13 protein-coding genes are annotated in these 12,580 nt (G+C 62.5%); 7 read left to right on the plus strand and 6 right to left on the minus strand.

The genetic code is table 11. The annotated features are described in order from the left end of the window. Positions 1–672: 672 nt before the first annotated feature. From IPM80_05625 to IPM80_05645, 5 genes are all read right to left on the minus strand, one after another. A complete protein-coding gene (locus IPM80_05625; protein MBK8957904.1) occupies positions 673–1,353 on the minus strand; it encodes a hypothetical protein in 681 nt (226 codons plus the stop codon). Positions 1,354–1,624: 271 nt separating this feature from the next. After that, positions 1,625–2,581 carry an IS30 family transposase gene (locus IPM80_05630; protein MBK8957905.1) on the minus strand — a complete coding sequence of 319 codons (957 nt, stop codon included), beginning with the start codon at positions 2,579–2,581 and terminating at the stop codon, positions 1,625–1,627. 346 nt (positions 2,582–2,927) lie between these two features. Then, on the minus strand, positions 2,928–3,986 hold the full coding sequence (locus tag IPM80_05635; GenBank protein MBK8957906.1) for a PilT/PilU family type 4a pilus ATPase: 1,059 nt from the start codon (positions 3,984–3,986) through the stop codon (positions 2,928–2,930). A gap of 27 nt (positions 3,987–4,013) precedes the next feature. Next, positions 4,014–5,186: a PilT/PilU family type 4a pilus ATPase gene (locus IPM80_05640; protein MBK8957907.1), complete on the minus strand. Its 1,173-nt coding sequence runs from the start codon at positions 5,184–5,186 to the stop codon at positions 4,014–4,016. A 62-nt stretch (positions 5,187–5,248) separates the two neighbouring features. After that, positions 5,249–6,283, minus strand: a complete 1,035-nt coding sequence (locus tag IPM80_05645) for a type IV pilus twitching motility protein PilT (GenBank protein ID MBK8957908.1) — start codon at positions 6,281–6,283, stop codon at positions 5,249–5,251. Between the two features lie 197 nt (positions 6,284–6,480). Here IPM80_05645 and IPM80_05650 point away from each other — a divergent pair, with 197 nt between their 5' ends. The 6 genes from IPM80_05650 to metW all read left to right on the plus strand — a co-directional run bounded on the left by IPM80_05650 (position 6,481) and on the right by metW (position 10,860). Continuing rightward, the gene (locus IPM80_05650) at positions 6,481–7,155 is read left to right on the plus strand and encodes a YggS family pyridoxal phosphate-dependent enzyme (GenBank protein ID MBK8957909.1); all 675 of its coding nucleotides are present in this window, start codon (positions 6,481–6,483) and stop codon (positions 7,153–7,155) included. A gap of 48 nt (positions 7,156–7,203) precedes the next feature. After that, the gene (locus IPM80_05655) at positions 7,204–8,022 is read left to right on the plus strand and encodes a pyrroline-5-carboxylate reductase (GenBank protein ID MBK8957910.1); all 819 of its coding nucleotides are present in this window, start codon (positions 7,204–7,206) and stop codon (positions 8,020–8,022) included. Next, entirely contained in the window at positions 8,022–8,600 is a 579-nt protein-coding gene (locus IPM80_05660; GenBank protein ID MBK8957911.1) for a YggT family protein, read from the plus strand. The genes IPM80_05655 and IPM80_05660 overlap by 1 nt, the downstream gene beginning before the upstream one ends. Positions 8,601–8,614: 14 nt before the next feature. Next, a complete protein-coding gene (locus IPM80_05665; protein MBK8957912.1) occupies positions 8,615–8,926 on the plus strand; it encodes a DUF167 domain-containing protein in 312 nt (103 codons plus the stop codon). 189 nt (positions 8,927–9,115) lie between these two features. After that, a complete protein-coding gene (locus IPM80_05670) occupies positions 9,116–10,258 on the plus strand; it encodes a homoserine O-acetyltransferase (protein ID MBK8957913.1) in 1,143 nt (380 codons plus the stop codon). An 11-nt stretch (positions 10,259–10,269) separates the two neighbouring features. Beyond that, positions 10,270–10,860, plus strand: coding sequence for a methionine biosynthesis protein MetW (gene metW, locus IPM80_05675; GenBank protein ID MBK8957914.1), 591 nt, complete (start codon positions 10,270–10,272; stop codon positions 10,858–10,860). Positions 10,861–10,969: 109 nt separating this feature from the next. Here metW and xth read toward each other — a convergent pair whose 3' ends face one another. Beyond that, positions 10,970–11,758 (minus strand): exodeoxyribonuclease III, encoded by a 789-nt coding sequence (gene xth, locus IPM80_05680; protein ID MBK8957915.1) that lies wholly within the window; start codon positions 11,756–11,758, stop codon positions 10,970–10,972. Between the two features lie 104 nt (positions 11,759–11,862). Here xth and pyrE point away from each other — a divergent pair, with 104 nt between their 5' ends. Next, the gene (gene pyrE / locus IPM80_05685; protein ID MBK8957916.1) at positions 11,863–12,504 is read left to right on the plus strand and encodes an orotate phosphoribosyltransferase; all 642 of its coding nucleotides are present in this window, start codon (positions 11,863–11,865) and stop codon (positions 12,502–12,504) included. Positions 12,505–12,580: the final 76 nt, after the last annotated feature.

Genomic DNA, 12,580 nt, shown 5'->3' on the forward strand with positions numbered 1-12,580 from the left:
CCTCTGGTACTGTCGTCACTCGTTCCTCCGATGAGTTGCACCCCGAAAGAGGGGTAGGCGATGCTGCCTAACGTTCCGTTGAGCGGCGCAACCGCGCGCAGCGCAAGGGGCGTCGCTCGAACGGCTTTGTTGGGCAGCGCGCCACTTGATTCTTTCTTTGCGTTTCCGGAGCCCAAGGCCTCAAGCGGACGCCCTCTTCAACCCGACGTGTCATTGTTACGCTAGCTGGACGGCGTCGACAAGCTTCGAACCCGGGCGACAATCAGGTCTGGAACACGTGTGTTCTCTTCATGATTCCTGTCCAGGCCGAACGGACTCGTTGTGCGAGACGCCTCGGGGCCTGTGGGCATTATCCTCTTGGCGTTTGGATGTTGTCGTCCTTGAGTCATCGAACACGCCCTGTTCTTAGGTTCGCGCCGGGCTAGTCCATTGAGCACGCCCTGGTCCTAATTCGTCGGAAGCCATGGCGCCCGATGTTTGATGGGGTCGTCGGAGCAGGTCTCGTTTGGGTCTCTAAGGCCGGTCGCTTGGCTCGGTCTTTTTCTGCGTTTCAGACTTGAACTTGCTTTCTCGTGTCTGCCCAACGCGCCGTTGAGCGGCTGCGGAGCGCGCAGCGCGGAGCAGTCCGCTCCAACGGCTGGTTAGGCGGCGGACGCACTTTTTTGCGTTTGCCTAGGACGCCAATTTGGTCGCGAGTCGGCGCCTACCCATGGCAAGGCATACTGGCAAGGCACTCATTACGAACCATGCCCCGCCAGGAAGGGGGACTACTTGGACGGCTCGCCACGCTCCGCTCTGGTTGGTATAGGCTTCGTCATCAAACTCGAATTTAATCGGATCCGCGTTAGATACCTTTGCTACGTCGTGCAGCGTTGCGGGCGTTTCCGGCTGGGATGGCGGGAATGTGGAATACACAAGATGCACCGTCGATACTGGGTGCTCGATGGGATAGTAGTTGTGGATAGCGAATAAGATATCCCAGGCACTGATTGCGCCGTGTTCGTCTGTATGCAGCCGGGCGACGTCAAACCGGGGCACCCAGGGCGGATTGTCTTCGAATGGCCCGCTAATATTTGAGTCCCAGTAATGACGGCCGTCGTAGACGGACCAAAATTCGGGAGGTAGTCCAGGGGTGAAGAGATGCTCGACACCGAAATCTCTTACGCTGTTTGGCTCTAGCGCTTCACTGAACTGTAGTTTGATTTCGAGATGCATACTGGTCGTGTAGGCACCCAGTGTCGCGCCGTCGTTAATCTCGACGTAGTTCGGGCCTTCATAGGTATACAGCACGCTTGATTGGGCGTTCATGGCGAGGCATAGCCCGCCAATGAGCGCTAGGGTGCGGTTGTCCATTTGTTGTGACTCCTCTGTCCTTGTCCTAGACGGCGCGACTCCGGAATGCTGTGTCCGGGCTGTTGATTCTCGCAAGGACGGAATAGGTTGCCTAGTCACACAGTGGAGGGGCGGATTTCGAGAGGCGTTTTGTGCTTTGTGAAAAATCGTGTCTTGGTCAACAGGCTGGACAGGCGATTAGTTCTGCGTAATAGACACGTGTACTCCGCCACTCTTGTCTGCCGCCTAACATCAACTGGACGCTTGAATTCCACTTTGAAGTGCAACACCGTTAGGACCGACCGAAGAATACTTCGGTCGGCGTTTTGAATCCGAGCCGCTGGCGCGGTCGGCTATTGAGTTCTTTAGCAATCTTGTCGCAGTCCGCTTGGTTTAGCTTCCTGAAGCACGAACCTTTGGGAAGGTACTGACGGATGAGTCCGTTGGTGTTTTCATTGGTGCCTCGTTCCCAAGAGTGATAAGGCGTGGCGAAGTAGAAGGGCACGCCGGTCTTATCCTCAATATCTTCATAACCATGGAACTCGGTGCCGTTATCGAGTGTGATGGTGCGAAAGTGTGCATTGAGGCGCTTGATGGCCTGTAGCAAGGCCTGGTTGGCCTGCTCGATGTTTCGGGCGAGCATCTTCTTGATAACCGTGAAGCCTGAGACTCGCTCGACCAGTGTCAGGATACAGTGGCGCTGGTCGGCACCGATGACGGTGTCACCTTCCCAATGCCCGCGTTGCCGGCGTCGCTCGACGGCGGCAGGCCGTTCACCGATATGACGCTTTCCGACCATTCTTCCGCGTGTTTGTGGGCTTCCGCGGCGCTTACGTCCAAACTTGGAGACGATGCGCAGGTCTCGCCAGAGGTCGCCGCCCTGACGTCGGTCGCGCCGCAGATAGCGGTAGATGGTCTCGGCGCTCATGATGGGTTTCTGGCGTCGGCGGGCGTGTCCGACAATCTGGGCGGGGCTCCATTTTCGCCGGATGGCGTTGGCGATGGGCGCCCAGTCGCGCGCGCCATAGTGGAGGTTGCGCCGGGAACGCCGGCGCCTGGCCACGGCGTACTGCTGGGCTTTCTCGGGTCGATAGGCGCCATCGTGGCGGGTGGCGTTACGCTCGAGTTCTCGAATAATGGTGGATGGGTGTCTGTCCAGAAGCCTGGCGATGGCGCGCTTGGAATAACCCTGGCGAAGAAAGCGAGCGATAGCGTATCGTTCATGCTCGGAGAGCTGGTGGTATCTCATGTTGTCACCCCGATCTTGGCGGAAGAGGATGCCGGCAGTATCACCGGCTCTCCCTCTTTGCGCGATAGAGGTGTTGCACTTAGTTTGGCAGACCGCGACGTCAAACCCCGGCGCGGGACAGACGTCAATGTAAGATGCTTTATCGCGTTACGATGATAAGAACTTAGCAAGGTCGCAGGAGATTTAGCGCAACTGCCTGTTTTCCCTTCGTCCTTTTCCACAGCCTCACCCTCTCTCGGCTTTTCAATTGAGCTGACGCGGAGAAGTGCGTCGATGAGACGCGTGGCCTTCGCGTCGCGTTCATGCGCCTCGTCCGCTTACAAGCGGCGTCGACGATTGGCGCACCTCACCCAAAATTAATCTTCGCCTCGAGATTGGTCCGCGAATCGGCGTTGCTCAGTGCTTCTTCGAGGCTGATGCGCTCTTCCTTGAAAAGATTATGCAGCGCCATGTCGAAGGTCTGCATGCCGCGCTGGCCGCTGCCTTCCATGGCTTCCTTGATGGAGTGCACTTCGCCTTTGAGGATGAGGTCGGCGATATGGGGGGTGTTGACCAGGATCTCGATGGCGGCGCAGCGTTTGCCGTCAGCGGCCTTGACCAGGCGTTGCGAGATCACGGCGCGCAGGTTCATTGATAAATCCATGAACAGCTGCTTGTGCATGTCCTGCGGGAACAGATTGATCACGCGCTCCATCGCCTGGTTGGCGTTGTTGGCGTGCATGGTCGAGATCGCGAGGTGGCCGGTGTTGCACAGTTCCAGCGCTGCCTCCATGGTCTCACGATCGCGGATTTCGCCGATCAGGATGACGTCGGGCGCCTCGCGCAACGAGGCCTTGAGCGCGTTGCGGTAGCTCAGGGTGTCCACGCCGACTTCACGCTGGTTGATGATCGATTTCAGGTTCGGGTGCGAGAACTCCACCGGGTCTTCGATGGTGAGAATGTGGCCGCTCATGGCGCGGTTGCGCTCGTTGATCATGGCCGCGAGCGTGGTGGACTTGCCGGAACCGGTGGCGCCGACCACCAGTACCAGGCCGCGCTTGGCCATCACGAGCTCGGAGAGGATCTCCGGCAGGCCCAGCGAGGCGATGTCGGGGATCTCGGCGGGGATGCGCCGGAGCACCATGCTGACTTCGCCGCGCTGTCGAAACACGTTCACGCGAAAGCGCGCCGACTTGTCCGGCAGGGCGATGGCGAAGTCGCACTCCATGGTGTCTTCGAAGGTCTGGATCTGTCGGTTGTTCATCACCCCGTAGGCGGCGGCCTTGGTCAGTTCGCCGGTCAACTGGGTTTTGCCGACCGAGTTGATGCTGCCTTCAATCTTGATCTTGACCGGCGCGCCGACGGTGAAGAACAGGTCCGAGCCGTTCTTGTCGCGCAGCAGGTGCAGATAAGGGGTGATGTCCATGAATGCTCCAGGCGGTACGGCTGTCGGTTAGCGCAGGAATCCGAATCCCGTTTCCTGCTCGGTCTCTTCGAGACGCAGGCCACCGGCATCCTCGAGCGGGTTGCGGCCGCGCGCCGCCTTGCCTTCGAGCTTGATGCGCAGGCGCAGTTCGTTCTGCGAATCGGCGTTGCGCAGGGCGTCATCGAAGGAGATGAGATCGGCTTCGTAGAGGTCGAACAGCGCCTGGTCGAAGGTCTTCATGCCGAGCTCGTTGGACTTGGCCATGATTTCCTTGATGCCATGCACCTCGCCCTTGAGGATGAGGTCGGAGATCAAGGGCGAGTTCATGAGGATCTCGATGGCGGCGACGCGGCCCTTGCCGTCGACTTTTTTCATCAGGCGCTGCGAGACCACCGCTTTCAGGTTCAAGGACAAGTCCATCAACAGCTGCGAGCGGCGCTCTTCCGGGAAGAAGTTGATGATGCGGTCCAGCGCCTGGTTGGAACTGTTGGCGTGCAGGGTGGCCATGGCGAGATGGCCGGTTTCGGCGAAGGCGATGCCGAATTCCATGGTTTCGCGATCGCGGATTTCGCCGAGCAGGATGACATCCGGCGCCTGGCGCAGGGTGTTCTTCAAGGCGATGTCCCAATCGTCGGTGTCGACGCCCACTTCGCGCTGCATGATGATGCAGTTCTTGTGCGGGTGTACGTATTCGATCGGGTCTTCGATGGTGATGATGTGGCCGTAGGAGTTGGCGTTGCGGTGATCGATCATGGCCGCGAGGGACGTCGATTTGCCGGAGCCGGTGCCGCCGACCATGATCACCAGGCCGCGCTTGGTCATCACGATTTCTTTCAATACCGGCGGCAGGCCGAGCTTTTCGATGGTCGGCACATCGGTTTCGATGGTACGCAGCACGAGGCCGCAGGCGCCTTGCTGGATGAAGGCATTGCAGCGGAAGCGGCCGATGCCGGTCGGCGCGATCGCGAAATTGCACTCCTTGGTCGCTTCGTATTCCTTGATCTGGCGGTCATTCATGACCGCGTAGGCCAGCGCCTTGGTGTTGTCCTGGGTGAGCTTGGTCTTGGAAACCGGCGTCACCTTGCCGTCAATCTTGATGGCGGGCGGGAAGTCGCGGGTGATGAAAAGATCCGACCCTTTCTTCTCGACCATCAGGGTCAGAAGGTCGCGCATGTACTTGATAGCTTGTTCGCGTTCCATCTCGCTCTCCCGGGGTCAGGCCGACCCCATAAACTTCGGGCTCTTGCTGTCGCGGGCCGCGGCTAGAAGTTGTCTTTGTTCATCGCCTTCAGGCGCGCTTCCTGGCGGGTCACGAGATTCTTCTGCACCATGCCCTGCAGGCACTGGTCCAGGGTCTGCATGCCGTATTGCTGGCCGGTCTGGATGGCGGAATACATCTGCGCGATCTTGTTTTCGCGGATGAGATTACGGATGGCGGGCGTGCCGATCATGATCTCGTGCGCCGCCACGCGGCCGCCGCCGACCTTCTTCAACAAGGATTGCGAGATCACCGCGCGCAGGGATTCGGAGAGCATGGCGCGCACCATGTCCTTTTCTTCCGCCGGGAACACGTCGACGATGCGGTCGATGGTCTTGGCGGCGGAGCTGGTGTGCAGGGTGCCGAACACCAGGTGGCCGGTTTCGGCGGCGGTCAGCGCCAGGCGGATGGTTTCCAGGTCGCGCATTTCGCCGACCAGGATGACGTCCGGGTCTTCCCGCAGGGCGGAGCGCAGCGCTTCGTTGAAGCCGTGGGTGTCGCGGTGCACTTCGCGCTGGTTGATGAGGCACTTCTTCGACTGGTGCACGAATTCGATGGGGTCCTCGATGGTGAGGATGTGTCCGTACTCGGTTTCGTTCTTGTGATTGACCATCGCGGCAAGGGTGGTGGACTTACCGGAGCCGGTCGGGCCGGTCACCAGCACCACGCCGCGCGGATAGTCGGAGATGCTCTTGAAGATCTCGGGCGCCTTCAGATCCTCCAGCGAGAGGATCTCCGAGGGGATGGTACGGAACACCGCGCCGGCGCCGCGGTTCTGGTTGAAGGCGTTGACGCGAAAGCGCGCGAGCCCCGGGATCTCGAAGGAGAAATCGCACTCCAGGAATTCTTCGTAGTCCTTGCGCTGCTTGTCGTTCATGATGTCGTAGACGAGATCATGAACGGTGGTGTGATCGAGGGCGGGCACGTTGATGCGGCGGACGTCGCCGTCGACGCGAATCATGGGCGGCAGTCCGGCCGACAGGTGCAGGTCCGAAGCGCGGTTCTTGACGCCGAAAGCTAGCAGCTCACCGATATCCATTAAGCAATCCTCATGGCGCTGTTCATCGACAGTGACTTTCCCGTCCGAATGAGCGGGCGGGCGTGGCGTGCGTCGCGGACCTCTTCGGTGCGGCGCCGCGGGGCGATGGTAAAGCCTTCACTGCGCGGCCAAACTCTACCAAGATCTCTCTATACATACCAACGAGGACGGCCGCGCGTGGCCGATACATGATGGACATGCATGAACTGGCACAACGTCTCGCCAAGGTACAGGCAACGATTCGTGACTACGAAGCGCGACATCATCGCGTGCCCGGCAGCGTCGCCTTGCTCGCCGTCAGCAAGCGCCAACCACTCAGTGCCATCGAGGGCGCCCACGCCGCGGGCCAACGGGCCTTTGGCGAAAATTACCTTCAGGAGGCACTGACGAAGATCGAGGCGCTGGCCACGCTCCCCATCGAGTGGCACTTCATCGGTCCCGTGCAGGGCAATAAAACGGCCGATGTCGCCGCCAACTTTAGCTGGGTGCATACCATCGACCGCATCCGCATCGCCGAGCGCCTCAACAACCAGCGTCCGCAGCACCTGCCGCCACTGAATGTCCTCATCCAGGTCAATGTCAGTGGTGAGGACAGCAAGCACGGTATCAATGCCGACGCCCTGCCGGCGCTGGCGGCGGAAGTGGCGAGCCTGCCGCGCCTCAAGCTGCGCGGTCTCATGACGCTGCCGGCGCCGAATCCGGATTTCGGTGCGCAGCGCGCCGCGTTCGCGGTATTGCGCGAGCTGGCGGCCGCCAGCCCGCTGGCCATGGACACGCTGTCGATGGGCACCAGCGATGATTTCGAAGCGGCGATTGCCGAGGGTTCGACCATGGTGCGCCTGGGTACGGTGATCTTCGGGCCGCGCGGTTAACACCGACGTGCGTGATAAACTCGAAACTCCCAGCCAAAGACAACACTGATGGAACCTTTGTTTGCCTTCATCGGCGGCGGCAACATGGGCCGCGCCCTGGTCGGCGGCCTCATCGCCGGTGGCCACGCGCCGTCGCGTATTCGCGTGGCCGATGCGGCGGAAAGCTGTCGCGCGATGTGCGCCGAGCGCTATGGCGTGGTGGTGACGGACGACAACCGCGCCGCCTGCGCCGACGCCGACGTGGTGGTGCTGGCGGTCAAGCCCCAGCAGCTGCGCGATGTGTGCCTGGCGCTGGCGCCAGCCATCGCGCCCACCAGCCTGGTGCTGTCGATAGCCGCCGGTATCACCTTGGGTCATCTTGAAACCTGGCTGGGACAAGGCCGCGCGATCGTGCGCGCCATGCCCAACACGCCGGCGCAGATCGGGTGCGGCGCGGCCGGGTTGTATGCCAACGCCGCGGTGTCCGAAGCGCAGCATGCGCTCGCCGATCGCCTGCTCACGGCGGTGGGCGTGGCCGAATGGCTGGCCGATGAAAGCCTGATGGACGCCGTCACGGCCTTGTCCGGCAGTGGGCCGGCCTATGTCTTCCTGCTGCTGGAACTGCTCGAACAGGCCGGCAGCGATCTCGGGCTGCCGGCCGCGCTGTCGCGCAACCTGGCGCTGGCCACCGTCGAGGGCGCGGCGCGCCTGGCGCGGGCGTCCGGCGAGGAGCCCGCCACCCTGCGCCGCCAGGTGACTTCGCCCGGCGGCACCACCGAGCGGGCGCTCATGAGTTTCAACGAGGCGGATCTCGCCGGCATCGTGCGTCGCGCCTTGGGCGCCGCCCGCGATCGCGGCCGCGAACTCGCCGGAGAGGTCCCTTACTGATGGGCAGCGGGTATTTCTCCAATGCCGGGGTGTTCCTCATCGACTCCCTGTTCGGGCTGTATATCAGCGCGGTGCTGTTGCGCCTGCTGTTCCAGATAGTGCGCGCCGACTTCTACAACCCGCTGTGCCAGGCCATCGTCACCGTCACCAACCCGGTGCTGCGGCCGCTGCGCCGCTACATTCCGGCGCTGGCCGGCATCGACACCGCTTCGGTGCTGCTGATCGTGGTCCTGCAGTTGGTCAATACCTGGCTGGTGGCGCTGGTGGTGGGCGTGTCGCCCAAGTTCGGCGGCTTGCTGGTGGTGGCGGTCGCCGAGATCGTCAACAAGACCATCTGGATCTTCATGGGCGCGGTCATCGCGCAGTTCGTGTTGAGCTGGGTGGCGCCGGGCGGCTACAACCCGGTGATCGGCGTCATCAACGCGCTGAGCGAGCCCTTGCTCGGGCCGGCACGACGCGTGTTGCCGCCGCTCGGCGGACGTCTCGACCTGTCGCCGATGGTGGTCATGATCGTGCTGCAGCTCTTGCTGTTGCTGGCGGTCGCGCCACTGCGCGACGCGGGCTATTCCCTGCTCTGAGCGCGGCGCCGCGCGTGGCCTGGTATCGCTGGCAGGCCGGCGCCTTGATCCTCGAACTCAAGGTCCAGCCACGCGCGCGGCACAACGGCGTCGAGGGCTTGCACGACGACGCGCTCAAGGTCCGTATCACCGCCCCGCCGGTCGATGACAAGGCCAACGAAGCCTTGTGCCGCTGGCTGGCTGACGACTTCGGCGCAGCGCGCGCGGCCGTCACGGTGCTGCGCGGCGCCACCTCGCGCAACAAGGTGGTGCAGATAGCCAGGCCGACCGTCGCGCCGCCATGGTTCGGGGAGCTGGGCGGGGTGTGGGTCGACAGTGTTTCGTAATTTGGGTTCTCTTTGTGGGTCAGGCTTCAGCCTGACACCGCATTCATCGCCTCGACCAAGCTGCCAGGCTGAAGCCTGACCCACAATGGACCGTGGCCTGTCCGGCCAACGGCCCACCATTGCGGCACCGCCCCACAGTATTTAGACTCCGCCCCCAGTCATTCACCCTCCAGCCTGCGACATTCCTCCATGCCCGAACCCAAGCCCGCCGACAGTGTCGGCCTGGTTGTTCCGCAGTTCCGGCATTTCGACGAGGCGCTGGCGCTCGATTGCGGCGTCACGCTGCCGTCCTACGATCTTTGTTACGAAACCTATGGCACGCTGAACGCGGCCCGCGACAACGCGGTGCTGGTCTGTCATGCGCTGTCGGGCGACGCCCATGCCGCCGGCTATCACGAGGAAGACAGCCGCAAACCGGGCTGGTGGGACAACTGCATCGGCCCCGGCAAGCCGCTCGATACCGAGCGCTTCTTCGTGGTGTGCTCGAACAACCTCGGCGGCTGCAACGGCTCGACCGGTCCCTTGGCGGTCAAGCCCCATTCCGAGAAGCGTTACGGGCCGGACTTCCCCATCGTCACGGTGCGCGACTGGGTGCGCAGCCAGGCGCGCCTTGCCGATGTGCTCGGCATCACGCAATGGGCGGCGGTGATGGGCGGCAGCCTGGGCGGCATGCAGGTGCTGCAGTGGACCATGGATTTCCCGGAGCGCGTGCGCCACGCAGTGGTGATCGCCGCCGCGCCGCGCCTGTCGACCCAGAACATCGCCTTCAACGAAGTCGCGCGCCAGGCCATCCGCTCCGATCCCGAATTCCACGACGGCCACTACGTCGAGCTCGGCGTGGTGCCGGAGCGCGGCCTGCGCCTCGCGCGCATGGTCGGCCACATCACCTATCTTTCCGATGACGTGCTGCATGCCAAGTTCGGCCGGGAGCTGCGCGACGGCAAGATCAATTTCAATTTCGGCGTCGAGTTCCAAATCGAGTCCTACCTGCGCTACCAGGGTGAATCCTTCGTCAACCGCTTCGACGCGAATACCTATCTCCTGATGACCAAGTCGCTCGATTATTTCGACCCGGCGGCGGAGTATGGCGACGACCTGACCCGCGCGCTGTCGGCCTGCCAGGCGAGTTACCTCGTGATCTCGTTTTCCAGCGACTGGCGCTTTTCGCCCAAGCGTTCGCGCGAAATCGTGCGCGCGCTGCTCGACAACGATCTCGACGTGTCTTACGTCGACATCGAATCGGAGCTCGGCCACGACTCCTTCCTGCTGCCCATCCCGCAATACCACCAGGTGCTGCGGGCGTACTTCGATCGCATCAAGACCACGCCATGAACATGCTGGGGCTGCGCGCCGAACAGGCCTTGATTGCCGACTGGATCACCGAGGGCAGTCGCGTGCTCGATCTCGGCTGCGGTGATGGCCAATTGCTGGCGGCGCTGGCCGAGCACAAGGGCGTGACCGGTTACGGCATCGAGATCGATCCGGACAACATCGTGTCCTGCATCAAGCGCGGCGTGAATGTCATCCATTCGGATCTCGATGCAGGCCTCTCGGAGTTCGATGCGGAATCCTTCGATTTCGTGATCATGACCCAGACCCTGCAGGCCACGCGCTTCCCCCACGAACTCATCGACGAAATGCTGCGCATCGGCCGCCAGAGCATCGTCACGTTCCCCAACATGGGCCACTGGAAGTGCCGCGCGCAGTTCCTGCTCGGGCGCATGCCCGTCACGCGCCACCTGCCGAACACCTGGTACGACACCCCCAACATCCACATGTGCACCTTGAGCGACTTCGAGGACCTGTGCGCGGCCAAGCACCTGGAAGTGCTGGAGCGCGCGGCCGTCGATTCCCAGCACCGCGCGGTGCCGGGCATGGGCCTGTGGCCGAACCTGTTGGCGGAGATCGCGGTTTACCGCATTCGGCGGCGCTGACCTTAAGACACTGTCATGTGGGTCAAACTTCAGTCTGACACCGCCGCACGACTCCCGGCGAACGCGGAGTACGAATGTCAGACTGAAGTCTGACCCACAGCGTAAGCACCTACAGCGCAAAATCCTCCAGCTTCATGTCGTAGTCGATGGTCAGCGGCGCGTGGTCGGAGAAGCGCTCGTCCTTGTAGATGGCGGCCTGCTTGATGAAGGGCTTCAGACCCGGCGTGACGATGTGGTAGTCGATGCGCCATCCTACGTTCTTGTCCCAGGCCGCACCGCGATTCGACCACCAGGTGTATTGGTCGGCCTCCTGGTTGACGACGCGAAAGGCGTCGACGAAACCGACCGTGTCGAACAATTCATCCAACCACGCACGCTCTTCGGGCAGGAAACCGGAATTCTTCTGGTTCGAACGCCAGTTCTTGAGATCGATATTCTTGTGCGCGATGTTCCAGTCGCCGCACAGGATGAATTCACGGCCCTCGGCCAGGCGTGCCTTCAGCCACGGCATGAAGCGCGCCATGAAACGGAACTTGGCCTGTTGCCGCTCCTCGCTCGATGAACCCGAGGGCAGGTAGATGGAGGCCACCGACAGGCGCCCGAAGTCGGCCTGCACGTACCGGCCTTCGTTGTCGAACTCGTCCCAGCCGAAGCCGGTCACGACGCGGTCGGGCTGGTGACGGGAGAACAGCGCCACGCCGCTGTAGCCTTTCTTCTCGGCGTCGCAGAAATAGGTGTGCCACTTGGCCGGCGCGCGGATGGCATCGGACAGGTCGGCGAGCTGCGCCTTGGTTTCCTGCATGCACACCACGTCGGCGCGCTGTTTGGCCAGCCAGTCGTGGAAGCCCTTGCTGTGGGCGGAACGGATCCCGTTGAGATTGGCACTGACGATGCGCATGGCGCCCTCGCTTTGATAGGTGTGGAACGCGTCGCGGCTGTCAGTCGCGCGACGCGCGCGTATCATAGCGGCAGCCACCCACGGCGCACATCCGACGGACGACCATGCAAGCCTATCAACGCGACTTCATTGAATTTGCGCTCCAGCGCGGTGCGCTGCGCTTCGGCGAGTTCACGCTGAAATCCGGGCGATTGAGCCCGTACTTTTTCAATACCGGCACCTTCGACAGCGGCGCGGCGCTGTCGGATCTGGGCCGCTATTACGCCGACGCCATCGTCGCCTCCGGCATCGGCTTCGACCTCCTGTTCGGGCCGGCCTACAAGGGCATTCCGCTCGGCGCCGCGATCGCCATCGCGCTCTATCGCGACCACGGCCGCGACCTGCCGTTCGCCTTCAACCGCAAGGAAGCCAAGGATCACGGCGAGGGCGGCAACATCCTCGGCAGCCCGCTCAAGGGCCGCGTGCTGATTGTCGACGACGTGATCTCGGCCGGCACCTCGGTCGGCGAATCGATGCAGATGATCAAGGCGGCGGGCGCCGAAGCGGTGGGGGTCATGATCTCGCTCGATCGCCAGGAGCGCGGCAAGGGCACGCTGTCGGCCGCGCAGGAAGTGCAGCGCGACCACGGCATCCCGGTCGGTCGCATCGTCGGCCTCGCCGACATTCTCGAATATCTCGAGGATTTGGGCGGGCACGAAGGGCAGATGGCGGCGATTGCCGCCTACCGCGCCGAATACGGCGTTTGAGGGCGGCCGACGCCGCGATTCAGTCGCAGGGCGGATCGTCCGATACACTGGCCGGAGTCTGGCTACATGGCACGAG

Source organism: Pseudomonadota bacterium (assembly GCA_016719885.1).
Lineage (GTDB): Bacteria > Pseudomonadota > Gammaproteobacteria.

Excerpts from the sequence above, each read along its gene's own strand:
- IPM80_05625 (MBK8957904.1), bottom strand. The coding sequence starts at position 1,353 with ATGGACAACCGCACCCTAGCGCTCATTGGCGGGCTATGCCTCGCCATG.
- IPM80_05630 (MBK8957905.1), bottom strand. The coding sequence starts at position 2,581 with ATGAGATACCACCAGCTCTCCGAGCATGAACGATACGCTATCGCTCGC.
- IPM80_05635 (MBK8957906.1), bottom strand. The coding sequence starts at position 3,986 with ATGGACATCACCCCTTATCTGCACCTGCTGCGCGACAAGAACGGCTCG.
- IPM80_05640 (MBK8957907.1), bottom strand. The coding sequence starts at position 5,186 with ATGGAACGCGAACAAGCTATCAAGTACATGCGCGACCTTCTGACCCTG.
- IPM80_05645 (MBK8957908.1), bottom strand. The coding sequence starts at position 6,283 with ATGGATATCGGTGAGCTGCTAGCTTTCGGCGTCAAGAACCGCGCTTCG.
- IPM80_05650 (MBK8957909.1), top strand. The coding sequence starts at position 6,481 with ATGCATGAACTGGCACAACGTCTCGCCAAGGTACAGGCAACGATTCGT.
- IPM80_05655 (MBK8957910.1), top strand. The coding sequence starts at position 7,204 with ATGGAACCTTTGTTTGCCTTCATCGGCGGCGGCAACATGGGCCGCGCC.
- IPM80_05660 (MBK8957911.1), top strand. The coding sequence starts at position 8,022 with ATGGGCAGCGGGTATTTCTCCAATGCCGGGGTGTTCCTCATCGACTCC.
- IPM80_05670 (MBK8957913.1), top strand. The coding sequence starts at position 9,116 with ATGCCCGAACCCAAGCCCGCCGACAGTGTCGGCCTGGTTGTTCCGCAG.
- xth (MBK8957915.1), bottom strand. The coding sequence starts at position 11,758 with ATGCGCATCGTCAGTGCCAATCTCAACGGGATCCGTTCCGCCCACAGC.
- pyrE (MBK8957916.1), top strand. The coding sequence starts at position 11,863 with ATGCAAGCCTATCAACGCGACTTCATTGAATTTGCGCTCCAGCGCGGT.